The sequence below is a fragment of the Micromonospora sp. NPDC049257 genome (assembly GCF_040678915.1).
GTDB classification, from domain to species: domain Bacteria; phylum Actinomycetota; class Actinomycetes; order Mycobacteriales; family Micromonosporaceae; genus Micromonospora; species Micromonospora antibiotica.
In genome coordinates, this window is the sequence record NZ_JBFAQU010000004.1 from 172,342 (window position 1) to 197,895 (window position 25,554).

Sequence of the window (25,554 nt, forward strand, 5' to 3'; positions counted from 1 at the left end):
GCTACCCTCACACCATGCTCACTCTCCTAGTCGACCACCCACCTCTTGCCGGCCAGCGAGGACCGCACCCGCCGAGCGATCGACACCGCCTTCGGGCACGGCCCCACGACCCCCGACGGCCTAGCGACGGCCTAGCAGGGCGGTGGAACCATGTTTGCGCAGCTCAGACGGGGTGACGGTGTCACTTGGCGTTGAAGTAGTTGGCCTCCGGGTGGTGCACCACGATCGCGTCGGTGGCCTGCTCCGGCACCAACTGGAACTCCTCCGACAGCTGCACGCCGATCCGCTCCGCCCCGAGCAGCTCCACGATCTTGGCCCGGTCCTCCAGATCGGGGCAGGCCGGGTAGCCGAACGCGTACCGGCAGCCCCGGTAGTCGTTGCGCAGCAGCCCGGCCAGGTCGGTCGGGTCGCCGGTGGCGACCGTGCCGCCGCCTGGGAGGGTCAGCTCGGAGCGGATACGCCGGTGCCAGTACTCGGCGAGCGCCTCGGTGAGCTGCACGGACAACCCGTGCACCTCCAGGTAGTCGCGGTACTCGTTGGCGGCGAACATCTTCGCGGTGTACTCGCTGATCGGCTGGCCGACGGTGACCAGCTGCAACGCCACCACGTCGAGCCCGTCACCCCTCGGGCGGAAGAAGTCGGCCAGGCAGAGCCGGCGTTCCTGCCGCTGCCGGGGGAACGAGAACCGGGCCCGCTCGCTGTTGCCGTTCTCGTCCAGGATCACCAGGTCGTTGCCTTCGGAGTACGCCGGGAAGTAGCCGTACACCACGGCGGCCTCCAGCACCTGGTCGGCGATGAGCCGGTCCAGCCAGTAGCGCAGCCGGGGCCGCCCCTCCGTCTCCACCAACTCCTCGTACGACGGGCCCTGGCCGCCCCGCGACCCGCGCAGCCCCCACTGGCCGAGGAAGGTGGCCCGCTCGTCCAGCAGGGACGCGTAGTCGGCCAGCGGCACCCCCTTGACCACCCGGGTGCCGAAGAACGGCGGGGTGGGCACGGCCACGTCGGTCGCCACGTCGGAGCGCACCGAGGCGTCGTCCAGCTCCGGCAGCACCTCGGTGACCATGGTGCGCTGCTTCTCCCGGCGGGCCCGCCGGGCCGCCAGCGCGGCCTCCCGCTCCGGGTCGATCACGGGTGCGCCACCGCGCTTGGCGGTCATCACCCGGTCCATCAGGGCCAACCCCTCGAAGGCGTCCCGCGCGTAGTGCACCTGGCCGGGGAACATCGCCCGCAGGTCGTCCTCGACGTACGCGCGGGTCAGCGCCGCCCCGCCCAGCAGCACCGGCCACCGCTCGGCCACCCCGCGCGAGGCCATCTCGGCGAGGTTCTCCTTCATGATGACGGTGCTCTTGACCAACAGCCCGGACATCCCGATCGCGTCGGCGCGGTGTTCCTCGGCGGCGTCGAGGATCGCGGTGATCGGCTGCTTGATGCCGATGTTGACGACCTCGTAGCCGTTGTTGGACAGGATGATGTCGACCAGGTTCTTGCCGATGTCGTGCACGTCGCCGCGCACGGTGGCCAGCACGATCCGGCCCTTGCCGCCGTCCTCGACGGCCTCCATGTGCGGCTCCAGGTAGGCCACCGCCGTCTTCATCACCTCGGCGGACTGGAGCACGAACGGCAGCTGCATCTGCCCGGAGCCGAACAGCTCACCGACGACCTTCATCCCGTCCAGCAGGATGTCGTTGATGATGGACAGCGGGCTGCGCCCCTGCGCCATCGCAGTGTCCAGGTCGGCCTCCAGGCCGTTGCGCTCGCCGTCGATGATCCGTCGCTTGAGCCGCTCGTCCAGCGGCAACCCGGCCAACTCCTCGGCCCGGGTGGCCCGCGCCGAGGCGGCGTCGACCCCCTCGAACGCCTCGATGAACCGCTGCACCGGGTCGTAGCCCTCGCGCCGCCGGTCGTAGATCAGGTCGAGGGCCACCTCCCGCTGCGCCTCGGGGATCTTGGACATCGGCAGGATCTTGCTGGCGTGCACGATCGCCGAGGTCAGCCCCGCCTGCACGCACTCGTGCAGGAACACCGAGTTGAGCACCTGCCGGGCCGCCGGGTTGAGCCCGAAGGAGACGTTCGAGATGCCCAGGGTGAAGTTGACCCCGGGGTAGCGGGCGGCGATCTCCCGGATCGCCTCGATGGTCTCGATGCCGTCCCGGCGGGTCTCCTCCTGGCCGGTGGCGATCGGGAAGGTCAGCGCGTCGATGAGGATGTCCCCCCGGTCCATCCCCCACCGGCCGGTCAGGTCGTCGATCAGCCGGGCCGCGACCCGGACCTTCCACTCCCGGGTACGCGCCTGCCCCTCCTCGTCGATGAGCAGCGCCACCACGGCCGCGCCGTGCTCGGCGATCACCGGCATCACCCGGGCGTAGCGGGAGCCGGGGCCGTCGCCGTCCTCGAAGTTGACCGAGTTGACCACGCAGCGCCCACCGAGCATCTCCAGCCCGGCCTCGATGACCTGCGGCTCGGTGGAGTCCAGCATGATCGGCAGGGTGGACGCGGTGGCGAACCGGCCGGCCAGCTCCCGCATGTCCTGGGTGCCGTCGCGGCCGACGTAGTCGACGCACAGGTCGAGCAGGTGCGAGCCGTCGCGGGCCTGGCTGCGGGCCACCTCGACGCACGCCTGCCAGTCGGCGGCGAGCATCGACTCACGGAACGCCTTGGAACCGTTGGCGTTGGTCCGCTCCCCCACCATCAGCACCGAGGCGTCCTGGGCGAACGGCACCGGGTGGTAGATCGACGAGACGCCCGGCTCATGCCGGGGCTCCCGGGGTGCCGGGGACGCGTCGTGCAGCCGCTCGGCCAGCGCCCGGATGTGCTCCGGGGTGGTGCCGCAGCAGCCACCGATCAGCCCGACGCCGTACTCGCCGACGAACCGCTCCAGGGCGTCGGCCAGCTCCACCGGGGTCAGCGGGAAGTACGCCCCGTCGGCGGTCAGCACCGGCAGGCCGGCGTTGGGCATCACCGACAGCGGGATCCGGGAGTGCTGCGACAGGTAGCGCAGGTGCTCACCCATCTCGGCCGGGCCGGTCGAGCAGTTCAGCCCGATCAGGTCCACCCCGAGCGGCTCGATGGCCGCCAGCGCCGCCCCGATCTCGCTGCCCACCAGCATCGTGCCGGTGGTCTCCACCGCGACGTGACAGATGATCGGCACCTGCTGGCCCAGCTCGGCCATCGCCCGCTTGGACCCGACCACGGCCGCCTTGACCTGCAACAGGTCCTGGCAGGTCTCGATGATCAACGCGTCCGACCCGCCGGCGATAAGCCCGGCGGCGTTCTCCTGGTAGGCGTCCCGCAGCGTCGCGTAGGGGGCGTGGCCGAGGGTGGGCAGCTTGGTGCCGGGGCCGATCGAGCCGAGCACGAAGCGGGGCCGCTCGGCCGTGGTGTACGCGTCGGCGGCCTCCCGGGCGATCCGTGCGCCGGCCTCCGACAGCTCCCGGATGCGCTCCGGGATGTCGTACTCGGCGAGGTTGGCGAGGTTGGCACCGAACGTGTTCGTCTCGACACAGTCCGCGCCGGCCGCCAGGTATTCCTCGTGCACACCGCGGACCACGTCGGGGCGGGTCACGTTGAGGATCTCGTTGCAACCCTCCAGCCCCTCGAAGTCGTCGAGGCTCAGGTCAGCCGCCTGGAGCATCGTCCCCATCGCGCCATCGGCGATGAGGATCCGGTCGGCCAGCACATCCCGCAACGAAGTCCGCACAGGTTCAGGTTAGTGCGAGGATCCCGACGATTGTCGACGCCCGGCCCCGTCCCACTATGTGTCCATCCGCTCATCGGGTCGGTTCGTACCGGTTCGGGGGCGGGGTGGGTCGGCGGACCGGCGCGGCCGACGGGCCACGCGCCGCGCCGGGACGTAGGCTGGCGGACGTGAAGGACATCAGGGACGCCACCGTGCACGGCGGGCGGGTGACCGGGTCGACCCCCGGCACCGTCGGCGACGAGCGGGGCGAGGTGACGGCGTGACCGAGTTCGACGGGCTGCCGGTGTTGCGGTCCCCGGTGGCGATCGCCGCCTTCGAGGGGTGGAACGACGCCGCGGACGCCTCCACCGCCGCCGTGGAACACCTGGAGCAGGTCTGGCAGGCCCGGCAGATCACCGAGATCGACCCGGAGGAGTTCTACGACTTCCAGGTCAGTCGGCCGACGATCACGATGTCCGACGGCGAGACCCGCCGGGTGGAGTGGCCCACCACCAAGTTCGTGGTGGCCAGCCCCGAGGGCACCGAACGCGACGTGGTGCTGATCCGGGGCATCGAGCCGAGCATGCGCTGGCGCACCTTCTGCGAGCAGGTGCTGGAGATCTGCCACAGCCTGGAGGTCGAGCGGGTGGTGCTGTTGGGCGCGTTGCTGGCCGACGTGCCGTACACCCGGCCGTTGCCGATCAGCGGCAGCGCCTCCGACGCCCAGGCTGCCCAGCGCTACCAGCTCACCCCCACCCGCTACGACGGGCCCACCGGCATCGTCGGGGTGCTCCAGGACGCCTGCACCCGGGCCGAGGTCGACGCGGTGTCGTTCTGGGTGCACGTGCCGCACTACGCCAACAACCCGCCCTGCCCGAAGGCCACCCTCGCCCTGCTGCACCGGGTGGAGGAGGTGCTCGACCTGCCGGTCCCGATGGCCGACCTGGCCGAGGAGGCCGCCGAGTGGGAGCAGCGGGTCCGCAGCGCCGCCGAGCAGGACGCCGAGCTGGGTGAGTACGTCCGCGAGCTGGAGGAACGGGTCGGTGACGCGGGCATCACGCCGTTGACCGGTGACGAGATCGCCCAGGAGTTCGAGAAGTACCTGCGCCGCCGGGGTGGCTCCGCCGGCCCCACCGCCGGCTCCTGGTAGTAGTTCTTCGCATTCCTGGTAGTCATCTTTCGGGTTTCTGGCAGTTGTCTTCGAAAGGCCCCGGACGTCGCGGCGTCCGGGGCCTTTCGGCGTGTCCGGGGTGGCGTCGTCACGTCCTCTAGGGCATCCTAGGAACCTAGCTGTCAGGAGGAGGCGGGCGTGCAGATCAACCCGGGGACCGCCGAGTTCCCGCACCGGCAGATCGCCGCGCAGCTCAAGGCCCAGGTGCGCCGGGGCGACTGGGGGCCGGGCGAGCGGCTGCCATCCATCCCGGCCATCGCCGAGCTGTTCGGGGTCGCGAAGCAGACCGTGCAGCGCGCCATCGACCAGCTGCGGGTCGAGGGCATCCTGATCACCAAACCCGGCTCCGGTACGTACGTGCGGGGCACCCGGCGGCGACTCAACCGGCTCTCCCGGGGCCGGTACGGCGGCTTCCGGGGCTACCACGCCGACCTCGCCGCCCGGTACCGCCAGCAGCTCGTCTCCGTCGGTCGGGCACCCGCCCCGCCCGAGGTGGCCGACGCGTTCGGGATCCCCGACGGCACCGAACTGCTCTGCCGCCGGCACCTGGTACGCACCGACGAGTCCCCGGTGGAGGTGGGCGCGTCGTGGTTCCTGCCGAAGGACACCGCCGGCACCTCCCTGGAACGGGCAGAGGCATTCGGTCGACCGCTCTACCAGGAGGCCGAGGAGGCGACCGGCCGGCGGTACACCACCGCCGCCGACACCATCAGCGCCCGCCAGCCCAGCCGGGAGGAGGCGGAGACCCTCCAGATCCGCCCCGACACGCCCGTGCTGCACCTGCTGCACGTCGCCTACGACGCCCACCGTAAGCCGATCGAGGTCGCCCAGGCCACCTGGCCCGGCCCGATGACCACGCTGACCGAGGAGTACCAGATCCCCGCCCCCGCGCCGGACCCCGACCCCGACCCCGGCCTGGTCCTCGGCTGATCCCGCCCGGGCACCGCCCGCCGTCCCGGCCCCCGCACGGCCGGGCAGCACCGCGCGGGGGCCGGGCGGCAGTACCGCAGGCCGGGCAGGGGTGGCGCGGCTCGCGGGACGGCACCGGGCGCACGGGGCCAGCCGTGCCTCAGGTGACGGCGGTGACCACGACGACGGCCGCCCCAAGCGCGACGACGATCAGGGAGGCGACCACCCCGAGCAGGTCGGCGACCCGTACCGGGACGGTGGCGCCCAGGGCCGCGCCGATCGCGGCGAGGCCGGTCTGCCACAGCAGGGAGGCCAGCCCGGCAGCGACGACGAACACCCCGGGCCCCGTCCAACTGCCCGGCACGGCGTTCACCGTCCCGGCCAGGGCGAAGAAGTACACCAGGGTCAACGGGTTGACCGCAGTGAGGAGCACGAAGCGGACGTAGACCGGTCCGGCGGCGGTCCGGGCCGGACGCTCCCCACCGCCGCCGTTCCGCTCGGCACCGGCCCGGTCCCGCAGGGCTCCACCGGTGCCGTTCCGCCAGGCCTCGCCGGTGGCGTTCCGCTCGGCACCGGTCCCGTCCCCGGGGGCTCCACCGGTGGCGTTCCGCTCGGCACCGGCACCGTCCCGGCGGGCTCCGCCGCTGGCGTTCCGCTCGGCTCCGGCACCGGCGGGGCGTGCCGGGGCGCGGCGCAGGGTGACCAGTTGGTGGCAGCCCAGCCCGACGATCACCAACCCGGACAGATAGCGGGGGGCGTCGCCCCACGAGGCGATCACCGGCGCGAGCGCCGCCCCGGTCAGCAGCGCGCCGAGGCAGTAGAGGGTGTCGACGGTAGCGACGCCGGAAGCGGCGGCCAGGCCACTGCGGTGGCCACGCAGCATCCCCTCCCGGACGACGCCGGGACCGACTACGAGGCGTTCGTCGATGCCATCGCCCCGATCGAGCAGATCGTCGACGCGGTGCACATGACCGGGCCGTACGACTATCTGCTGCGGGCCCGGCTACGGGACACCGCCGCCCTGGACGCGTTGCTGCGTCGGCTCAAGAAGAGCTGCGGCGTGGTGCAGACCCAGACGCGGGTCGCGCTGCGCCAACCCGCCCCGCAACCCCGCAACGGGGCTCAACCCCACCACAACTCCATGATCGACGAGCCGGACGGGGCCACGCGGAGTCCGGCCGGGGGCCGTGCCGTGGTCGGGGCGGGTGGGGTTAGAGGCGGATGCCGAGCAGGGCGTCGACGGTGGTGGCGAAGAGGGCGGGGGCCTGCGGGTCGTCGGTGGTGCCGGCCAGCGCCGCATCCGCCCAGCCGTCGGCCAGGGCGAGTGCGCCAGGGGTGTCCAGGTCGGCGCCGAGGCGCTCGCGTACCCCGGCGAGGAAGGCCGCGCCGGACGGCCCGGACGGCGCGGTAGCGGCCCGCCGCCACCGGTCCAGCCGCTCCTGCGCGGCGGTCAGCACGTCGTCGGTCCAGGCCCGGTCGGTCCGGTAGTGCCCGGACATCAGGCCGAGCCGGACGGCCATCGGATCCACCTGGTCGGCGCGCAGCCGGGAGACGAAGACCAGGTTGCCCTTGGACTTCGACATCTTCTCGCCGTCCAGGCCGATCATGCCGGCGTGCACGTAGTGGTCGGCGAAGGGGGCGGTGCCGGTGAGCCGCTCCGCGTGCGCGGCGGAGCACTCGTGGTGCGGGAAGATCAGGTCGTTGCCGCCACCCTGCACGTCGAGCCGGTCACCGAGCAGGTTGAGCGCGATCACGGTGCACTCGATGTGCCAGCCGGGCCGCCCCGGGCCCAGCTCACCGCCCGGCCAGGACGGCTCGCCGTCGCGCGCGCCGCGCCACAGCAACGGGTCGAGCGGGTCGCGCTTGCCGGCCCGTTCCGGGTCGCCACCGCGCTCCGGGAAGATCTCCAGCATCTGCTCCCGGGTCAGGTTCGACTCGTAGCCGAACGCGGGGGCGGCAGCGATGTCGAAGTAGACGTCGCCGGTGCCGTCGTCGAGCCGGTAGGCGGCACCGCCCTTGAGCAACTCCTGCACCCGGTCGGCGATGTCCGGGATCGACTCGACCGCGCCGACGTAGTACGCCGGCGGGATGATCCGCAACGCCTCCATGTCCTCGCGGAACAACGCGGTCTCCCGCATCGCCAGGACCTTCCAGTCCTCCCCGTCACGCTCGGCGCGTTCCAGCAGCGGGTCGTCGATGTCGGTGACGTTCTGCACATACCGGACGGTCAGACCGGCGTCACGCCACATCCGCTGCACCAGATCAAAGGTGATCATGGTGGCGGCGTGCCCCAGGTGGGTGGCGTCGTACGGGGTGATGCCACAGACGTACATGGTGGCCGGGCCGGCAGGGCTGCTCGGGTGGACACCGCGCCGCGCCGAGTCGTACAAGCTCAGTGGCCCGCCGTCGCCCGGCAGCCGTGGCACCTCGTGTCCCGCCCAAGACTCCATGACCGTCAGCCTAACGAGCCGTCCCGCCGCCGGGCACGGTCGCCCGGGTGATCAACACGACAACGGCTCACATGGGCGGCCAGGGCATCGCCGGCCACTCCTGCGGCGGCAACGGGAAACGACCGGTGTCCCGCAACCGCCCCACCCGGGCCCCCACCTCGGCGACCTCGCCGAGGGTCAGGTGCTCCGCCAACTCCTCACCCAACTCGCCGGCAAGCTGCCCGGCGAGGGCGTCGAGCACCTGCACCGCATCCGCCGGGAGCTGGCGGCCCGCCCACCCCCACAGGACGGTCCGCAGCTTGTCCTCGACGTGGAAGCAGACCCCGTGGTCCACCCCGTAGATGCGGTCGTCCGCGCCGGCCAGCACGTGCCCGCCCTTGCGGTCGGCGTTGTTGAGCACCGCGTCGAGCACCGCCAGCCGGGCCAACCGGGGATCGTCCGCGTGGGCCAGGGCGTACGCCGCCCCGTCGTCGTCGCGGGCGGCGGCCACCGGGAACCAGCGTGGCGGCACCGCCTCGGCCGGCACGAACCCGACCAGCGGATCGGCGTCGTCCGGCTCGTCGATCCAGAGCTGACACGACCCCGGCCCGAGCGGCCCGTCCCGCAGCACCGTCGGCGGGACCAGGTCCCAGCCGGTGGCCCGGGAGACCAGGTAGGCGGAGACCTCCCGGCCGGCGAGGGTGCCGTCGGGAAAGTCCCAGAGCGGGCGCTCGCCGCGCACCGGCTTGTAGACGCACCGGGCCGTCCGGCCGTCCAGGGTCAGGATCGCCCGCAGGGTGGTGTTGGAGGCGTCGACCAGCCGCCCCTCCAGCTCCAGTTCACCGTCGCACAGCAGCCGGAGCGCGGCGTCGGCGTCCTGACGCCGCACCTCCGACGAGGTCACCGGTGGTAGCCGTTGTGCCGGGGGCAGAGGTGCCCGGCCGGGTCGAGCGGCTGCCCGCACAGCGGGCAGGGCGGACGGCCGGCGTTGACCACCCGGCGGGCCCGTTCGATGAACTCGCGGGTCGCCTCGGGGGTCAGCCGCACCCGCAGCCGGTCGAGGTCCTCGTCCGGCTCCTCGTCGTCGTCCTCGTCGGCCTCGTCGTCGTCGCCCAACTCGACCTCGGCCTCCCCCTCACCGGCGGCGATCGCCTCGATCACCACGGTGGCGGAGTCCACGTCGAAGGCCAACCCGAGGGTGCCGACCCGGAACTCCTCGTCGACCGGGTTGTCCAACGGGTCGTTGTCACCCACGGCCACGGGCGCCTCCGGCAGCTCGACACCGAACCGGCGCTGCGCCTCGGAGAGGAGCTCCTCCAGCTTTTCGGCGAGCAGGGAGACCTGCACCTTCTCCAGCGCGACGCTGACCAGCCGACCGCCACCGCGGGCCTGGAGGAAGAACGTGCGCTCCCCCGGTGGCCCGACGGTCCCGGCGACGAACCGCTCCGGCGGCTCGAAGGCGTGCACCTGGTGGGTCATACCCACGACCCTATCCGGAGCGTGGAACGGTCGCGCAAGGCACCGACGCCGAATCAGCCGAGGGCGAAACGGCGCGACCCGGGTGCGACGTCGGACCGCCGGCTCAGCCGGCGGTCCCCGCACCCCCGCCGACGGCCGCGTCGGAGTCGGCCGGTCGGGTCGCCCGACGCCGCCGCCGGGCCGGCGGCGGCACCAGTGCGGCCAGGTCACCGCCGGTGTCGTTGAGCCGGACCAGGAACGGCCGCAGCGAGGTGTAGCGGATCGCGGTGACCGAGGCCGGGTCGGCGACGATGCGTTGGAACAGGTCCAGGTGCACCCCGAGGGCGTCGGCCACGATGGCCTTGATCACATCGCCGTGACTGCACGCCAGCCAGACCGCCTCCGGCCCGTGCTCGGCGGTGACCCGGGCGTCCCAGGCCCGCACCGCGGCGACCGCGCGCGCGGACATCTGCGCCATCGACTCCCCGTCGGGGAAGACGGCCGCGCTGGGATGCTGCTGCACCACCGGCCAGAGCTTCTCCTTGGCGAGCTTCTTCAACGGCTGCCCCTCCCAGGCGCCGTAGCCGCACTCGATCAGCCCCTCCTCGACCACCGGCGCGGCCTGCGGGAGCGCCAGGTCGAGGGTCTGCCGGCAGCGGATCAGCGGACTGGTGACCACCGCCGCCAACGGCAGGCCACGAAGCCGCTCGCCGACCGCGGCCGACTGGGCCCGCCCGGTGTCGTCCAGCTCGACCGGCTGCCGGCCGGCCAGCCCGCCGTCGGCGTTCGCGGTCGTCCGGCCGTGTCGCAGAAGCAGAAGGGTCGCCACGCCCCCACCCTAGGGGCAGGTGGCACGGCGACGGCCCCCGACACCGGCTGGTGGTGTCGGGGGCCGTCGGGTCCGGCGGGCCGGCGTCGGGTCAGGTGGCGCTGATCGTGCCGGTGAGCAGCAGCGCCAGTACCAGGGTGCCGAGCGCCACCCGGTAGAGGACGAAGACGTAGAGGGTGTGGTGCGCCACATAGCGCAGCAGCCAGGCGATGGCCGCGTAGCCGATGCCGAAGGCGATGATCGTGGCGACCACCATCTGCGCCACCGAGGGCACCGAGGTGCCCGGCGCGGCCGGCTCGAAGACGTCCCCGACGCTGAAGATGCCGGACATCACCACCGCCGGGATGGCCAGCAGGAACGAGTACCGCGCGGCGGCCTCCCGGGTCAGGTTGAGCAACAGGCCGGCGGTGAGCGTGCCGCCGGAGCGGGACACGCCGGGGACCAGCGCCATGGCCTGGGCGAAGCCCATCACGATGCCGTCGCGCATCCGGAAGTTCGCCAGGGTACGGGTCTGCCGGCCCCAGTACTCGGCGAAGGCCAGCACGAAGGCGAAGACGATCAACGTGGTGGAGACCACCCACAGGTTGCGCCCGGCGGTGCGGATCTGGTCCTTGAACAGGAAACCGAACAGCCCGATCGGGATCGAACCGACGATCACGTACCAGCCCATCCGGTAGTCGAGGCTGGAGCGGACCGAGGCGTCCCGGATGCCGACCAGCCAGGTCCGGGTGATCCGCCAGATGTCCTTGGCGAAGTAGATGAGCACGGCCGCCTCGGTGCCCAGCTGGGTCACCGCGGTGAAGGACGCGCCCGCGTCCCGGTCGAAGAAGATCGCCGAGGTGATCCGCAGATGCCCCGACGAACTCACCGGAAGAAACTCGGTGAGCCCCTGGACGATGCCCAGGACGATGGCCTCGACCCAGGTCACTCGCCGACTCCCGAGAGGTCGAGGGCCTCGGCGACGGTACGCAGGGTCTGCACGCCGCTGTCCCGGTCGGCCACGAACAGGGTGACCGACAGGGTGGTCACCCCGGCGGCCGCGTACTCCCGCATCCGCTCGGCGATGCGTTCCTTGGGGCCGAGCAGCGAGGTGCGGTCGATGAACTCCATCGGCACCGCCGCCGCCGCGTCCCGCTGCTGCCGGGCCAGGTAGAGATCCTGGACCTGCCGGGCGGCGTCGCCGTAGCCCATCCGGGTGGCCAGCTGGTTGTAGAAGTTCTGCTGCCGGCTGCCCATCCCGCCGACGTAGAGGGCGGCGTACCAGCGGACCAGCTCGGCGCAGGAGGCCACGTCGTCGCCGACCACCACCGGCACCGACGGCACCACGTCGAAGCCGGCCAGCTCCCTGCCCGCCTTCGCCCGTCCGGCCCGCACCGAGGCGAGCTGCTCCTCGGCGAACTCGGGGGCGTAGAAGACCGCCAGCCAGCCGTCGGCGATCTCACCGGCCAGTTCCAGGTTCTTGGGGCCGACGGCGGCCAGGTAGATCGGGATGTGCTCGCGTGGCGGGTGGAAACCCAGTCGCAGCGCCTTGCCGGGGCCGTCGGGCAGCGGCAGCGTGTAGTGCTCACCGGCGTAGGCGACCTCCTTGCGGGCCACCGCCAGCTTCACGATGTCGACGTACTCGCGGGTGCGGGCGAGCGGCTTGGCGAACCGGACGCCGTGCCAGCCCTCGGAGACCTGCGGGCCGGAGACGCCCAGGCCGAGCCGGAACCGGCCGCCGGAGAGGGCGTCGATGGTCGCCGCGGTCATCGCGGTCATCGCCGGGGTACGGGCGGGGATCTGCATCACCGCGCTGCCCACGTCGATCCGCTGGGTCTGGCCGGCCATCCAGGCCAGCATGCTCGGGGAGTCCGAGCCGTACGCCTCCGCCGCCCACACCACCGAGTAGCCGAGGCGGTCCGCTTCCTGGGCGAGCGCCAGGTGGTCCGCCGGCATGCTCCACGCTGTCTGATATCCGAGGCTGAGCCCGAGTCGCACTGATCCTCCCCATCCCGCACCACAGGTCGCATCAGGTTACGCAATGCCATGGGTCCCGTCGGAGACCGGCTCACCCCCGGGCACCGCGTCCGCCGACACCGGCGGGCCGAGCCGGTCGGGCCGAGCCGGTCGCGGGTACGCCGACGTAGACCGGTGCGGGACGGGCGGTGACGGCCGGGCGGGTCGGCCGGGCGACCGACGTCGGACGGGGTGGCGACGGGCGGCCCACGTCGGACGGGCAGCGGCGGGTGGGCGGGGTCGACAACCAGCGACCGGATCGGCGCATCGGGTGCACAACGCGCCACCGGGGGCGGCGGTGACGGTCGGATCGGCGACCCGACAGGCAGAGATGCCGGGAGCAAGGATATCGGTTGCGCCGGGTTCGAAATAAGGTTCACCCATGCAACAGCGACCGCTCGGCCGAAGCGGGCTGGCGGTTTCCCGGCTCGCGCTCGGCACCATGACCTGGGGCCGGGACACCGACGCCGACGACGCGGCGGCCCAGCTGAAGAGTTTCCTCGACGCGGGCGGCAACCTGGTCGACACCGCCGACGTGTTCGCCGACGGGGACGCCGAGTCGGTGCTCGGCTCGCTGCTGGGCACCCTGGTCCCCCGGGAGGACGTGCTGATCGCCACCAAGGCGGGTCTGCGGCCGGGCAGCGGCCGACGGCGCGACGGCTCCCGGGGGCACCTGCTGCGGACGCTGGACGGCTCGCTGCGCCGGCTCGGCACCGACCACGTCGACCTGTGGCAGGTGCACGGCTACGACCCGGACACCCCGTTGGAGGAGACCCTCGCCGCGTTGGACCACGCGGTGGCTTCCGGCCGGGTCCGCTACGTCGGGGTGTCGAACTTCTCCGGCTGGCAGACCGCCCGCGCCGCCGCCTGGCAGGCCGCCTGGCCGGGGCGGGCCCCGGTGGTCGCCACCCAGATGGAGTACTCACTGCTGGAGCGGGGGGTGGAGCGGGAGGTGCTGCCGGCCTGCGCCGCGCTGGGCCTGGGCGTGCTGCCGTGGTCGCCACTGGGGCGGGGGGTGCTGACCGGCAAGTACCGCAACGGCCGCCCGGCGGACTCCCGGGCCGCCTCGGCGCACTTCGAGCCGTTCGTCGCCACCTACCTGGAGCCGCGCTGCTCCAGCATCGTCGAGGCGGTGAGCATCGCCGCGGGCGGGCTGGGCGTGTCGCCGCTGGAGGTGGCGCTGGCCTGGATCCGGGACCGGCCGGGGGTGACGGCGCCGATCCTCGGTGCCCGCACGGTCGGCCAGCTGCTCGGCGCGTTGCAGGTGGAACGGATGACCCTGCCGGAGGAGATCACCACGGCCCTGGACGACGTGTCCGCCGTGCCGGCCGGCTACCCGGAACGCGAGGGCTGACCCGCCCGCACCGGAGCGGGGGCTGACCCGGACCGTCCCGGTGCCGGAACGCGGAAGGCTGACCCCGGCCCGCCACCGGACGCCGGTGGGGCCGTCGCCGTGCCCCGACGGGCGTCGGACCGTCCTCGCCCGTTCACGCCGGCCGGGCGGCTGCCGTGCCCGCAGCGGGCCGACGGTGTGGCAGTCCGGCCGCAGCGGGCCCCGGCGGCGACCCCGCACAAGGTAGCGGAACGCCCCAAAAGCGCACCGGAGCCCGTCAATTCCGCCGATCATCCTTTACCAACTGTCACACCCCCATAATTCGATCCACCCGCTGGTGTGTGTTCCGCCCGAATAGGCGGACTTCGACGCCCCTGGCGCGCTTTTGGCCCGGCTTTGTTCGTCCGCTTTCCGGCGGCCCTGCCCGAAAAGGGATTACCGCCCTCGCGGGCCACCTGATCCGGCCCCCGAAAACATTGTGGCGAACCAATGGCGGTGCTCTAATGATTGCGGCGCGAGCGACCCCCGCCGCGTCGTTTCTCCCATTTCGTTGGAGGACCCGTGGACCGTAAGACCGACGTCAAGCGCAAGCCCGCCAAGGTCGTCGTGCGCAAGCTCGAGCGGCTCGAGACCACCGTCGCCATCATCAGCGAGCCGGGCTGCCGCAACGACGTCTGCGGCTGACCCACCCCGTTTCGGCCGGGGCGCGGCGTGCCGCGCCCCGGCCGGCCATCTTCCAGGAGGTCTTCGCCCGATGCAGCGGCCCCGGATCAAGGGCATCCACAAGCCGGTACGGCTCCGCCCGACCCTGATCAACATCGGTGGTCGGCAGCTGGGGATCGGCGCGGAGATCGACGACGAGGACGGCAGCCTCTGGGCGCTGCTCGGTCTGATGGACGGCACCCGCACCCGGGCCGAGATCGTCGCGGCGCTGCTCGCCGGGCACCCGGAGATGACGGCCGACGAGGCGACCGACGCGCTGGAGACGATCATCGACGCCGGGTACGTGGAGGACGCCGCCGCGCCGCCCCCGCCCGAGCTGAGCCCGGCGGAGATCGACCGCTACGACCGGGCGTTCACCTACCACGCCTGGGTGGATCTCACCCCGCGTACCTCCCGCTACGAGGTGCAGGCCCGGCTCAAGGCGGGCCGGGTGGTGGTGCTGGGGCTCGGCGGCTCCGGTTCGGCGGTGGCCGCCTCGCTGGTGGCCGCCGGGGTGGGCACGGTGCACTGCGTCGACTTCGACGTGGTCGAGACGGGCAACCTGACCCGGCAACTGCTCTACACCGAGGACGACATCGGCGCCGCCAAGGTGGACACCGCGGTGGCCCGGCTGCGCCTGATGAACTCCCACGTCACGGTGACCGGCGAGGAGGCCCGGGTCGACTCGACGGCGGACGTGGCGGCGTTGATGCGCGACCGCGACCTGCTGGTGCTCTGCGCCGACCAGCCCCGGCACGCCATCCGGGAGTGGACCAACCGGGCGGCCCTGGCCACCGGCACCCCCTGGATGCTCGCCCAGTACGCCGGCCCGATGGCGGTGATCGGTCTCTTCGTGCCCGGTCAGACCTGCTGCGAGGCGTGCCTGCCGAGCGTCACCGACCGGCTGCGTGAGGAGCACGGCACCGAGCCGGAGGAGCTGTTCGGATTCACCGGGCACGCGGTGATCGCCCCCACCGCCAACCTGACCGGGCACCTGGCCGCCCTCGACGTCGTCTACCACCTCGCCGGCATCCCGACGACCACCCGGGGCCGGATGTTCCACCTGAGCCTGACCGACCTGACCTATCACTACGTGGTCAATCCCCGGCCCGGCGTGAAGTGCGACACCTGCGGCTGGTTCCAGGAGGAACGGTGACCGTGCTCGGGTTGGACAGCCACCCTCCGGTGACCCACCTGGTGGTCCGCCAGGAGGAGGACGACGAGTACGTCGTCGGCGACCTGGCCAGCGGAAACTTCGTGGTGGTGCCCGAGGTGGGGGCGCGGCTGGTGGCGCTGTTCGCCGCCGGCCGGACCGTCGCCGAGGCCGCCGACGAGGTGGAACGCGAGACCGGTGAACCGGTCGACGCGTTGGACTTCGTCGAGGTGCTGGTCGAAGCGGGCATCATCCGGGTGCAGGAGGGGCCGCCACCGGCACCGGCCCGACCCTGGTCGGTGTCGCGCATCCCGGCCCGGCTGGTCCGGCCGTTGTTCGGCCGGGTGGCCTGGACGATCTACGTCGGCGCGTTGCTGGCCACCCTGGCGATGTTCGTCGCCGAGCCGTCGCTGCTGCCCACCTACGAGGACACCTTCATCTTTCCCGACGTGGTGCTCAGCCTGCTGATCACCAATGTCACGGTGGCCCTGCTCACGGTGGTGCACGAGGCGTGGCACGCGTTCGCCGGGGCGGCCGTCGGCGTACGGTCGCAGCTGCGGTTGGAACGCCGGGGAATCTTCCCGGTGCTGGAGACCGACCTGACCGGGCTCTGGGCGTTGCCGCCGGAACGCCGCTACGGCCCGTTCCTCGCCGGTATGGCCATCGACGGGATCCTGCTGTTCGCCGCCGTCGCCCCACGGTTCGCCTGGTCGCGGGGCTGGCTGGAACTGCCGCCGGGGATGGTGCGGTTCCTCGCCATGGTGGTGTTCAGTCAGGCCGTCAAGCTGGCCTTCCAGACGCTTGCCTATCTGCGCACCGACATGTACCTGGTGATGGCCACCGCGACCGGCTGCCGCAACCTGCACGAGGTGACCCGGCTCAGCGTCAAGAAATGGATTCGCCGGTTGACCCCGGCCGAACGCGCCGTGCTGCGTGACGCACACGCCCGGGATCTGCGGGTGTCCCGCTGGTACCGATTGTTGTATGTCGCCGGAGTAATCTGGATGCTCTGGTTCGCCATCCATTTTCTGCTACCGGGGGCGAAAGTGACCCTGGGGTGGGCCGCCGGGGTGCTGACCGGCGCACCGTTCGGCAGTGCCTACTGGTGGGAGGGAATTGCGCTGGCGGCTTTCGCCTCGCTCAACATTCTGCTTCCACTCGGGGTGATCGTGCGTAATCGTTACCGCGCCGGAAGGTTGGCCACGTGAACCGCAGATGGCTCGGCCCGGTGGTCAGCGTGGTGGTCACCGTGCTCAGTGTGGCGACCATGTCCAGCCTCGGGGTGGGGGTGTTGATCAACCTGGTCGGCGGGGACACCGCGCTGCCCTGCGACCGGCTGCCCGGCACCGCGCAACCGTTCGAGGGCGACCGGCACATCGCGTACGAGGGGGCGCCGCACGAGCCGTACCGGACGCTCCCGCCGACGTCGGGGCCGCACTCGCCCCGGGTGGTGGTGCCGGGCATCTACCGCGACGCGGTGCCGGAGGAACTCCAGGTGCACGCGCTGGAACACGGCCACGTGCTGGTGCAGTACGCCCCGGACGTCCCGCCCGGCGATGTCGAGAAGCTGGAGCGGCTCGGCCGCCGGCATCCCCGTGACGTGGTGGTGGCCCCCTACCCACCGCTGGGTCACGGCATCGGGTTGACCGGCTGGCAGCGGCTGGACCGGCTGGACACCCTCGACGAGCGGGCGGTCGAGGAGTTCATCGAGCGGATCGCCGGCCGCTACGACCATTCCTGGCAGCACGGGGCGACCGACTGTGTGTCGGGGTGACGGGTGGGGCTGAGCGCAGCAGGGCGACCTGACGGTCCGGGCCGACGGGCGGACCTGACGGGCCGGGTCGACGGGGGCGGGGTCACCCCCGGTGGTGGCGCGGCGCACCGCGCGGGGGGTGGCGCCCGGCCGCCGGGCTGGGCAGCATGGATGCCATGGACTACGAATACGCGCCGTTGCGGTTGCCGCCGAACGTCGACCGGTTGACCGCTGCGGCGCAGCTGGCCATCCAGGCCGAGTTCTCCGGCTGGGAGCTGGCCCGGGTGCAACTGTTCCGCGACGGCACCCGCAAGGTGGTGCTGCGTCGCCGCCGGGTCAGCCAGCCGCAGCCGGGCCTGTCCTACTGACCACCGGCACCGGCAGAGGCCACCGGCACCCGGCAGTGCCCTCCGGCACCGAAGGCTGGCCGCCGGCACCGAAGGCTGGCCGTCGGCACCGAAGGCTGGCCGTCGGCACCGAAGGCTGGCCGTCGGCACCGACGCGGCGGGTGCGGAGGGACACCGTGCCGGCCCGGGTCAGATGAGCCCGGGCCGGCACGCCCGACACCTAGTGCTGGTGCCCGGCGTGGTCGTGGTCGTCCTCGTCGAGGAACGGGTGCTCGTCGAGCCGGCCCACCAGCCGGTCGTCGGCGGCCGGGGAGAACGGGCCCACCGGGTCGTCGTCGTCGAACGACTCCAGGTCGACCGGGGTGCCCACCTCGCTGACCATCACCACGCCGTCCAGCGGCTCCAGCTCCGGCACGTCCAGGGCGCTGAGCGAACCGTCGCCGCTCTGCAACAGCTCCAGCACCGCCTCGCCGACCCCCTCGACCGGCGCCGGCTCGTCGTCCTCGGGGGTGCCCTCCCGGCGGGCCACCTCGGCGACCCGCAGCAGCGCCGAGACGCTGGGCACCCGGTAGTCGCGGCGCTGCCGCACCGAGATGACCTGGGGGTGCGGATCGGTGGCCTCGGCGCCCTCGGCCGCGCCGCCGAAGCGCTCGTCGGCCTCGTCCGGGTCGATCGACTCCACGTCCCAGGGGGTGACCTCGCCGAACGCGTCGAGCAGCTGCTCGTCGTAGGCGAAGGAGGCGTTGTTCAACGCCACGTACGCCTGCCACACGTCGTCGTCGTCGATCCGCCCCTGGGCGGCACGCACGGCCGTCAGGTGGGCGCGGGCCGCGTCGATCACGCGCTCCAGGGCGGCGTCCAGCTCACCGTGCTGGTCGGTCATGAGGCAGTCCCTTCAACAAATGGGGGAAGGTGCGGCACCGGTGCTGCTCAGCAGTTGCGGAGGAACCGGTCGAGCACCCGCACGCCGAACTGTAGTCCGTCCACCGGTACCCGCTCGTCGATGCCGTGGAACAACGCCGAGAAGTTGAGGTCCGCCGGCAGCCGCAGCGGGGCGAAACCGAAGCAGCGCATCCCGAGCTGCGCGAACGCCTTGGCGTCGGTGCCACCGGAGAGCATGTACGGCACCGGCCGCGCCCCCGGGTCCTCGGCGCGCAGGGCGGCCGACATCGCCTCGACCAGGTCCCCGTCGAAGGTGGTCTCCAGGGCCGGCTGCCGCTGGATGTACTCGATCTCGATGTCCGGGCCGACCAGCTCGCGCAGCTGCCGTTCCAGCAGCTCCGACTGGCCGGGCAGGCTGCGGCAGTCGATGGTGGCGGTGGCCCGGCCGGGGATGACGTTGTCCTTGTAGCCGGCGGCGAGCCGGGTCGGGTTGGCGGTGCTGCGGATGGTCGCCCCGATGATGTTGGCGATCGGGCCGAGCTTGGCGATGGCGGTCTCCGGGTCGTCCGGGTCCAGCTCGACGCCGAGCACGTCGGACAGTTCCGTCAGGAAGGCCCGGACGGTCGGGGTGACGGTGATCGGGAAGCGGTGCCGGCCGATCCGGGCGACCGCCTCGGCCAGCGCGGTGACCGCGTTGTCGTCGTGGACGAACGAGCCGTGCCCGGGGCGGCCCTTGGCGTGCAACCGCATCCAGTCCAGCCCCTTCTCGGCCGTCTCGATCAGATAGAGCCGCTGGGCGTCGCTGATCGAGTAGGAGAAGCCGCCGACCTCCCCGACCGCCTCGGTGCAGCCGTCGAAGAGGTCCCGGTGCTGCTGGACGAGGAAGTGCGCGCCGTAGTCGCTGCCCGCCTCCTCGTCGGCGGTGTAGGCCAGCACGATGTCGCGGGGCGGACGGACACCGGTGCGCTGCCAGTGGCGTACCACCGCCAGGACCATCGCGTCGAAGTCCTTCATGTCGATCGCGCCCCGGCCCCACAGGTAGCCGTCGCGGATCTCCCCGGAGAACGGGTGCACCGACCACTCGTCGGCGTCGGCGGGCACCACGTCCAGGTGCCCGTGCACCAGCAGGGCGTCCCGGCTCGGGTCGACGCCGGGGATGCGGGCGACCAGGTTGGCCCGGCCCGGCGCGGACTCGTGGATCTCGGCGGCCACGCCGACCTCGGCGAGCTTCTCCGCGACGTACTCGACGGCCCGGCGCTCCCCCGCACTGGTGGCGTTGTCACCGGTGTTGGTGGTGTCGATGCGCAGCAGGTCACGGCAGAGGTCGACGACCTCGACGGTGGGATCGGGCGGGGCGGAGGCGGCATCGCTCGTCATCGCCTCTTTCTACCAGTCGCCGGTCCCGCCGCGAACGGCCCGGCCGGCTCTGGCACGTCCCGCCCCGCCGACCGCACCGGGACCACCCGCCGGGCCGGGCCGGCCTGCGCCGCCGAGCCCGGTCGACAGCGCCGGACGGCCCGGTCGACAGCGCCGGACGGCCCGGTCGACAGCGCCGGACGACCTGGGCCGGGGTGCCCGCACCGGCCGCCGGGGTTTGCCGGTCACCGGGTACGGGTACCGGCGCTGGCGTCCCCGTTTCGCCCGTCGCACCGGCCGGCGACCCGTGCCGGCCCCGTCGAGGAGGGCGTCATGTCCGCCGTTCCCCTGCCCCCGCTGCCCCCGGCCGCCGACGACGCCTACCGCCCGGGTGGGCGGAGCATGGCCGATCTCGCCGACACCGAGCACCGGCAACTGCTCGACCTCGTCGAGCAGGTCACCGACCCCACCCTGGCGGTCGAGCGTCGGCGGGAGGTGCTCCAGGTGCTCACCGCCACGGTGTCGCGGCACCTGTCGGCGGAGGAGCAGTACCTGCTGCCCAGCGCCCGTGCCGCGCTGCCCGACGCCGGGGCCCGGGTGGACCGGGAGATCGCGGCGGACGCGGCGCTGCTCACCGTGCTGAAGGCCCTGCGCGGCCCGGACGACCCGACGCTCGCCGACGTGGTGGTCCAGATCCGGCGGCACGTCACCGCGGTCGGCGCGCTCATCGTCCCGCTGCGCGAGGTGGCCACCGACGCCGAGCTGATCCGGTTGGGCAACCGGTGGGAGATCGCCGAAGAGGCGGCCCCGACCCGGCCGCACCCGGGCACCCCGGCCACCCCGCCGTGGAACCGGATCGTCGAGCCGGCCGTCGGAGTGGTGGACAAGCTCCGCGACGCGGTGACCGGCCGGCGTACCCAGCTGAGCGACCTCACCCGCCGCGCGCGGCGGTGACCGGTCGACTCCGATCCGTTCAGCTCGGCCAGCCGGTTGCGTTCAGGGCCTTCCGTCTATCGACGAGTGGCCATACCGTCACCATATGAATCTGGAGCTGCGCCACCTGCGGGTGGTCTGCGCGATCGCCGAGACGGGCAGCGTGACCAAGGCCGCGTCCGCCCTCGGCCTGGCCCAGCCGGCCCTGACCGCCCAGCTTCAGCGCATCGAGCGGACGCTGGGCGGTCCGTTGTTCGAACGGGACCGCCGGGGGGCCCGGCCGACCGCCCTGGGAGAGTTGGTGCTGTCCCGGGCCCGGGTGCTGCTGCCGGCGATGAAGGGCCTACAGGACGAGGCGGCCCGACTGGCCGGCGCCGACGACGCCCTCGGCCGGTACCGCTTCGGCGGGGTGAACAGTCCCATCCTGGGCCGGCTGGTGCACCGGCTCGCCGCCGAGCAGCCGCACGCCCAGATCACCACCTACGCGTCGTGGTCGGCCGACGAGTTGGCCGCCCTCGTCGCCGGTGGCCGGCTCGACTTCGCACTGACCGGGATCTGCGGCGATGCCACCCCACCGGCGGAGTTCGGCCTGACCTGGCAGGAGGTGGCGGTCGACCCGGTGCTGGTGCTGCTGCCCGCCGGCCACCCGACGGCCGGCCAGGACGAGGTCGGCCTGGCCGAACTGCGCCACGAGCAGTGGGTGGCCGCCCCGGGCGACGGCTGCTTCGGCGACTGCTTCGCCGCCGCGTGCGCCCGCGCCGGGTTCACCCCCCGCAAGGTGTACGAGACCGACGTGCGCGGCTGCATGGACCTGGTCGACGCCGGGGAGGCGGTGGCGTTGTGCCAGGCCACCTTCCGTCCGGTCGCCGGGCTGGTGACCCGTCGGCTCGCGGGCATCCCGCTGCGCTGGCGGCTGCTGCTCGGCTGGCACCCCGAATCCCCGGCGGCCCGGGTCGCCGAGGCGGTGCTGGAGGACGCGGTGGCCGCGTACACCGATTCGTTGGCCGCGCATCCCGACTACCTGGCCTGGTTGCTGCGGCATCCCGAGTTCGGGGCCCGGGACACCGGCACGGCCCGCCCGGCCGGGCGGGTGCGAACGGCGTGACGACGGGTATCAGCCCTGCATGACCGATCTCTATCCGGCCGCCGACCAGCGGAAACTGCTGCGCCGGGCGGCCACCGCGCACACCGCTGCCGCCCGCGACGTCGAGACGTTCCTGCGTCGCCTGCCCGAGGTGCCCGACCCGGCCGACATCACCGAGTACGCGACGCTGCTCACCCGGGAGGAGCAGACCCGGGCCGAGCGGCAGGACGCCGCCGACGCCGCCGGCCTGCAACTGCCCAGCCTCGGGTCCGAGTAGCCCACCGACGAGCGGGCACCCGGGACGGCGTCCCGGGTGCCCGCGCCATCGTCGACCAGCCTTCGGAGCCGCCCGGCCCCCGCCGGACCGGTCCGCCCGCCGGACCGGGTCGGCATCCGAACCGGGTCGGCGGGCGACGGTCCCGGTCAGCGTTCGACGAGGACGTCGTGGCCCAGGTCGAGCAGGGCGTACCGCCACTCGTCGTCGACGTCGCCGGGCTTCTCGTCCACCAACGACCGGATCCGGTCGATCGCCGTCCGCATCACCGCCACGTCGGCCGGGGTGAGGTCGACCTTGCGCTTGCGCAGCACGGCCAGGATCTGCCGGCCGGGCTCGGGCAGGTCGAGATCCGGGTCGGGGCCGAACGCCTCCTCCCCCGACCCCCGGGTCAGCAGCCACTGCCGCAGCTGCTCGGAGGGGACGTTCACCTCGGCGTGGAAGTCCTCCCAGAGCACCTCCACCTCGGGGTCGAGTCGCTGTTCGCGTGCCATCACGCCTCCTCTTCCGGTGCCCCGGGTGGTGCCGGGTCCCCGTCGTCGGTCCACTGCTTGAGTCCCTCCGGCGGCACCTGGACCCGCCCCGGGTTCGCCGTCGGGGCCGCGAGGATGGGTGGGGTCTGCTCGGCGTACTCCTCGGTCTCCTCGGGTTCGGTCATCTCCGCCCTCCGGTCATCGGGGATGCGAGGTGGTGGCGGGCGCGTAGTCGCGGTCGCCGGCGGACACGTCGAAGGTGAGCTGCCCGTCCCGCGCGTCGACGGTGACCTTCTGCCCTGGTGAGAGCTGGTTCTCCAGCAGCATCCGGGACAGCCGGTTGTCCACCTCCCGCTGGATCACCCGGCGCAGCGGGCGGGCCCCGAACTCCGGCTGGTAGCCGTGCTCGGCCAGCCAGTCGGTGCCGGCCGCCGTGACGTCGACCTGGATGTCCTGGGCGTGCAGCCGACGCCGGGTCTCCTCCAGCAGCAGGCCGGTGATCTGGCGTAGCTGCTCGGCCTCCAGCCGCTGGAAGATGATCGTCTCGTCGATCCGGTTGAGGAACTCCGGCCGGAAGTTCTCCTGGAGCCGGCGCATCAGCCGCTCCCGCAGCTCGTCGGCCTCCTGCTGGTCGCCCTGCGCGCCGACCCCGAACCCGACCGTACGCTGGGCACCGGTGATCAGCTCCGAACCCAGGTTGCTCGTCATGATCAGTACGGTGTTCTTGAAGTTGACCGTGCGGCCCTGGCTGTCGGTGAGCCGCCCGTCGTCGAGCACCTGGAGCAGGATGTTGAACACGTCCGGGTGGGCCTTCTCGATCTCGTCGAGCAGCACCACCGCGTACGGGCGGCGGCGTACCGCCTCGGTGAGCTGACCGGCCTCCTCGTAGCCGACGTAGCCGGGGGGCGCACCGACCAGCCGGGCCACGGTGTGCCGTTCCTGGAACTCGCTCATGTCCACCCGGACCATCCGGTCGGCCTCCCCGAACAGCGCCTCGGCCAGGGCGCGGGCCAGTTCGGTCTTGCCGACGCCGGTCGGGCCGAGGAACAGGAAGCTGCCCATCGGCCGGTTCGGGTCGGCCAGCCCGGTACGCGAGCGGCGGACCGCCTCGGCGATCGCGGTGACCGCGTCGTCCTGGCCGATCACCTTCTGGTGCAGGTGCCCCTCCAGGCGCAGCAGCCGGTCGCGTTCCTCCTCGGTGAGTTGGCTGATCGGGATGCCGGTGGAGCGGGAGACCACCTCGGCGATCTCCGTGGTGTCGACCGACGGGACCTGGCTGTCCCCGCCGTCGCCCCGGGCCCGCCCGATCTGCGCCTCCACCTCGGCGAGCCGGTCGCGCAGGGCGGACGCCTTCTCGTACTGCTCGTCGGCGACGGCTTGTTCCTTGTCCCGGCGGACGTCCTCCAGTTGCTGCTCCAACTCCCGGACGTCCGAGGCGGGGGTCCGGGTGCGCAGCCGTACCCGCGCACCGGCCTGGTCGATCAGGTCGATCGCCTTGTCCGGCAGGAACCGGTCGGTGACGTACCGGTCGGACAGTTCGGCGGCGGCGACCAGCGCCTCGTCGGTGAACCGGACCTGGTGGTGGGCCTCGTAGCGGTCCCGCAGGCCGCGCAGGATGGCCACGGTGTCCTCGACGTCGGGCTCGGGCACCAGCACCGGTTGGAACCGGCGGGCCAGGGCGGCGTCCTTCTCGATGCTGCGCCGGTACTCGTCAAGCGTGGTCGCCCCGATCACCCGCAGCTCGCCGCGGGCCAGGGCCGGCTTGAGCATGTTGGAGGCGTCCATGCCGCCCTCGCTGCCGGCGCCGCCCGCGCCGACCAGGGTGTGGATCTCGTCCAGAAAGATGATCAACTCGTCCCGGTGGGCCCGGATCTCGTCGATCACCTTCTTGAGCCGCTCCTCGAAGTCGCCCCGGTAGCGGGTGCCGGCGACCAGGCCGGCCAGGTCGAGCTGGACGACCCGCTTGCCGAGCAGGGTCTGTGGCACGTCGCCGTCGCAGATCCGCTCGGCCAGGCCCTCCACGATGGCGGTCTTGCCGACGCCGGCCTCACCGATGAGCACCGGGTTGTTCTTGGTGCGCCGCGACAGGATCTCGACGGCCTGTTCGATCTCGTCGGCGCGGCCGATCACCGGGTCGATCTGGTCGTTGCGGGCCAGGTCGGTGAGGTCCTGGCCGTACTGGTCGAGGGTGGGGGTGCCCCGGTCGGGTTTCGGGCCGGCCATCGGGCCGCGTTCGGCGCCGGCCGCCTGGAGCGACTCGGGCTGGATCCGGCCGGCGGCGAGCATCCGACCGGCGGGCGACTCGGGGTTGAGCGGCAACGCCATCAGGATGTGTTCGGGGCCGATGTAGTTCGCCCCCATCGCCCGGGACAGCTGGTGGGCGTCGAGCAACGCCCGTTTCGCCGCCGGGGTGAGGGAGAGGTTGGGTGGCACCTCGCCGCCCGGGGCGCCGTCGGCGCGGCCACCGAGCGCGTTGACCAGGGTGTCCGGGTCGGCACCGGCGCGGCGGACCAGGTCCCGCAGCGGGTCACGCTGCAACGCTGCCCAGAGCAGGTGGTCGGTGTCCAGGTCGGTGCTGTGCTTCTGGGCGGCCCGGCGGGCCGCGTCGGCCAGCATCTCCCGGGCGTCGGCGGTCATCAGCCGGGTGATGTCGACCCGATGGGCCGGCCGGCGTCCGCCCTCACCCCGGCCGAAGTACCGGGCCAGGAACTCGTCCCACGGGTCGGAGCCGAAGTCACCGGGTCCCATCATGTCTGTCCTCCGCTCCTCGGGCGCGGCAGGGTCGCCGAGGGCGACA

24 protein-coding genes and 1 pseudogene are annotated in these 25,554 nt (G+C 72.8%); 12 read left to right on the plus strand and 13 right to left on the minus strand.

Annotated elements, in window-relative coordinates; genetic code table 11:
- Positions 1–181 precede the first annotated feature (181 nt).
- Complete coding sequence (metH, locus tag AB0K25_RS09165; RefSeq protein WP_363819408.1) at positions 182–3,697, minus strand: methionine synthase; 3,516 nt, start codon at positions 3,695–3,697, stop codon at positions 182–184.
- A 259-nt stretch (positions 3,698–3,956) separates the two neighbouring features.
- Between metH and AB0K25_RS09170 the strand changes: the two genes are divergently transcribed.
- On the plus strand, positions 3,957–4,826 hold the full coding sequence (locus tag AB0K25_RS09170) for a PAC2 family protein (RefSeq protein ID WP_208566261.1): 870 nt from the start codon (positions 3,957–3,959) through the stop codon (positions 4,824–4,826).
- Positions 4,827–4,985: 159 nt separating this feature from the next.
- Positions 4,986–5,777, plus strand: a complete 792-nt coding sequence (locus AB0K25_RS09175; RefSeq protein ID WP_363819411.1) for a GntR family transcriptional regulator — start codon at positions 4,986–4,988, stop codon at positions 5,775–5,777.
- 139 nt (positions 5,778–5,916) lie between these two features.
- Here the strand turns inward: AB0K25_RS09175 and AB0K25_RS09180 are convergent, their stop codons facing one another.
- A complete protein-coding gene (locus tag AB0K25_RS09180; RefSeq protein ID WP_357533789.1) occupies positions 5,917–6,723 on the minus strand; it encodes a LysE family transporter in 807 nt (268 codons plus the stop codon).
- Between AB0K25_RS09180 and AB0K25_RS09185 the strand changes: the two are divergent.
- A pseudogene (locus AB0K25_RS09185) lies at positions 6,724–6,792 on the plus strand (Lrp/AsnC ligand binding domain-containing protein); the annotation flags it as partial. It lies immediately after the preceding gene.
- Between the two features lie 175 nt (positions 6,793–6,967).
- Here AB0K25_RS09185 and mshC read toward each other — a convergent pair.
- The 6 genes from mshC to AB0K25_RS09215 all read right to left on the minus strand — a co-directional run bounded on the left by mshC (position 6,968) and on the right by AB0K25_RS09215 (position 12,449).
- Positions 6,968–8,206, minus strand: a complete 1,239-nt coding sequence (mshC, locus tag AB0K25_RS09190) for a cysteine--1-D-myo-inosityl 2-amino-2-deoxy-alpha-D-glucopyranoside ligase (protein ID WP_219461210.1) — start codon at positions 8,204–8,206, stop codon at positions 6,968–6,970.
- Positions 8,207–8,273: 67 nt separating this feature from the next.
- The gene (locus AB0K25_RS09195; RefSeq protein ID WP_219461206.1) at positions 8,274–9,089 is read right to left on the minus strand and encodes an SCO1664 family protein; all 816 of its coding nucleotides are present in this window, start codon (positions 9,087–9,089) and stop codon (positions 8,274–8,276) included.
- Complete coding sequence (locus tag AB0K25_RS09200; protein WP_208566267.1) at positions 9,086–9,664, minus strand: DUF3090 domain-containing protein; 579 nt, start codon at positions 9,662–9,664, stop codon at positions 9,086–9,088. The genes AB0K25_RS09195 and AB0K25_RS09200 overlap by 4 nt, the downstream gene beginning before the upstream one ends.
- A gap of 103 nt (positions 9,665–9,767) precedes the next feature.
- A complete protein-coding gene (locus AB0K25_RS09205) occupies positions 9,768–10,472 on the minus strand; it encodes a histidine phosphatase family protein (RefSeq protein ID WP_208566268.1) in 705 nt (234 codons plus the stop codon).
- 91 nt (positions 10,473–10,563) lie between these two features.
- Positions 10,564–11,400 carry an undecaprenyl-diphosphate phosphatase gene (locus AB0K25_RS09210; RefSeq protein ID WP_219461202.1) on the minus strand — a complete coding sequence of 279 codons (837 nt, stop codon included), beginning with the start codon at positions 11,398–11,400 and terminating at the stop codon, positions 10,564–10,566.
- Entirely contained in the window at positions 11,397–12,449 is a 1,053-nt protein-coding gene (locus AB0K25_RS09215; protein ID WP_219461199.1) for an LLM class F420-dependent oxidoreductase, read from the minus strand. The genes AB0K25_RS09210 and AB0K25_RS09215 overlap by 4 nt, the downstream gene beginning before the upstream one ends.
- Positions 12,450–12,849: 400 nt before the next feature.
- Here AB0K25_RS09215 and AB0K25_RS09220 point away from each other — a divergent pair, with 400 nt between their 5' ends.
- The 6 genes from AB0K25_RS09220 to AB0K25_RS09245 all read left to right on the plus strand — a co-directional run bounded on the left by AB0K25_RS09220 (position 12,850) and on the right by AB0K25_RS09245 (position 17,776).
- A complete protein-coding gene (locus tag AB0K25_RS09220) occupies positions 12,850–13,821 on the plus strand; it encodes an aldo/keto reductase (RefSeq protein ID WP_208566271.1) in 972 nt (323 codons plus the stop codon).
- A gap of 540 nt (positions 13,822–14,361) precedes the next feature.
- Positions 14,362–14,484: a hypothetical protein gene (locus AB0K25_RS09225; protein ID WP_255470009.1), complete on the plus strand. Its 123-nt coding sequence runs from the start codon at positions 14,362–14,364 to the stop codon at positions 14,482–14,484.
- Positions 14,485–14,554: 70 nt separating this feature from the next.
- A complete protein-coding gene (locus AB0K25_RS09230; protein WP_208566272.1) occupies positions 14,555–15,658 on the plus strand; it encodes a ThiF family adenylyltransferase in 1,104 nt (367 codons plus the stop codon).
- The gene (locus AB0K25_RS09235; RefSeq protein ID WP_357533792.1) at positions 15,655–16,863 is read left to right on the plus strand and encodes a hypothetical protein; all 1,209 of its coding nucleotides are present in this window, start codon (positions 15,655–15,657) and stop codon (positions 16,861–16,863) included. Before AB0K25_RS09230 ends, AB0K25_RS09235 begins: the two co-directional genes overlap by 4 nt.
- Complete coding sequence (locus tag AB0K25_RS09240; RefSeq protein WP_219461182.1) at positions 16,860–17,429, plus strand: DUF3105 domain-containing protein; 570 nt, start codon at positions 16,860–16,862, stop codon at positions 17,427–17,429. The genes AB0K25_RS09235 and AB0K25_RS09240 overlap by 4 nt, the downstream gene beginning before the upstream one ends.
- Before the next feature lie 155 nt (positions 17,430–17,584).
- A complete protein-coding gene (locus AB0K25_RS09245; RefSeq protein WP_363819420.1) occupies positions 17,585–17,776 on the plus strand; it encodes a DUF5703 family protein in 192 nt (63 codons plus the stop codon).
- 199 nt (positions 17,777–17,975) lie between these two features.
- Here AB0K25_RS09245 and AB0K25_RS09250 read toward each other — a convergent pair whose 3' ends face one another.
- Both AB0K25_RS09250 and AB0K25_RS09255 read right to left on the minus strand, forming a co-directional pair.
- On the minus strand, positions 17,976–18,638 hold the full coding sequence (locus AB0K25_RS09250) for a hypothetical protein (protein WP_208566275.1): 663 nt from the start codon (positions 18,636–18,638) through the stop codon (positions 17,976–17,978).
- A 47-nt stretch (positions 18,639–18,685) separates the two neighbouring features.
- Positions 18,686–20,014, minus strand: a complete 1,329-nt coding sequence (locus AB0K25_RS09255; protein WP_357533794.1) for a M20/M25/M40 family metallo-hydrolase — start codon at positions 20,012–20,014, stop codon at positions 18,686–18,688.
- 312 nt (positions 20,015–20,326) lie between these two features.
- Here AB0K25_RS09255 and AB0K25_RS09260 point away from each other — a divergent pair, with 312 nt between their 5' ends.
- The 3 genes from AB0K25_RS09260 (at position 20,327) to AB0K25_RS09270 (ending at position 22,287) form a co-directional block, all read left to right on the plus strand.
- On the plus strand, positions 20,327–20,947 hold the full coding sequence (locus AB0K25_RS09260) for a hemerythrin domain-containing protein (protein WP_208566277.1): 621 nt from the start codon (positions 20,327–20,329) through the stop codon (positions 20,945–20,947).
- 85 nt (positions 20,948–21,032) lie between these two features.
- Positions 21,033–22,031, plus strand: coding sequence for a LysR family transcriptional regulator (locus tag AB0K25_RS09265; protein ID WP_208566278.1), 999 nt, complete (start codon positions 21,033–21,035; stop codon positions 22,029–22,031).
- A gap of 19 nt (positions 22,032–22,050) precedes the next feature.
- The gene (locus AB0K25_RS09270) at positions 22,051–22,287 is read left to right on the plus strand and encodes a hypothetical protein (RefSeq protein ID WP_363819424.1); all 237 of its coding nucleotides are present in this window, start codon (positions 22,051–22,053) and stop codon (positions 22,285–22,287) included.
- A gap of 146 nt (positions 22,288–22,433) precedes the next feature.
- Here AB0K25_RS09270 and AB0K25_RS09275 read toward each other — a convergent pair whose 3' ends face one another.
- The 3 genes from AB0K25_RS09275 to AB0K25_RS09285 are packed head-to-tail and all read right to left on the minus strand — an operon-like array spanning position 22,434 to position 25,508.
- The gene (locus AB0K25_RS09275) at positions 22,434–22,778 is read right to left on the minus strand and encodes a DUF3140 domain-containing protein (RefSeq protein WP_219461179.1); all 345 of its coding nucleotides are present in this window, start codon (positions 22,776–22,778) and stop codon (positions 22,434–22,436) included.
- Positions 22,778–22,942 carry a hypothetical protein gene (locus tag AB0K25_RS09280; RefSeq protein ID WP_208566281.1) on the minus strand — a complete coding sequence of 55 codons (165 nt, stop codon included), beginning with the start codon at positions 22,940–22,942 and terminating at the stop codon, positions 22,778–22,780. The genes AB0K25_RS09275 and AB0K25_RS09280 overlap by 1 nt, the downstream gene beginning before the upstream one ends.
- Before the next feature lie 13 nt (positions 22,943–22,955).
- On the minus strand, positions 22,956–25,508 hold the full coding sequence (locus tag AB0K25_RS09285; RefSeq protein ID WP_219461175.1) for an ATP-dependent Clp protease ATP-binding subunit: 2,553 nt from the start codon (positions 25,506–25,508) through the stop codon (positions 22,956–22,958).
- Positions 25,509–25,554: the final 46 nt, after the last annotated feature.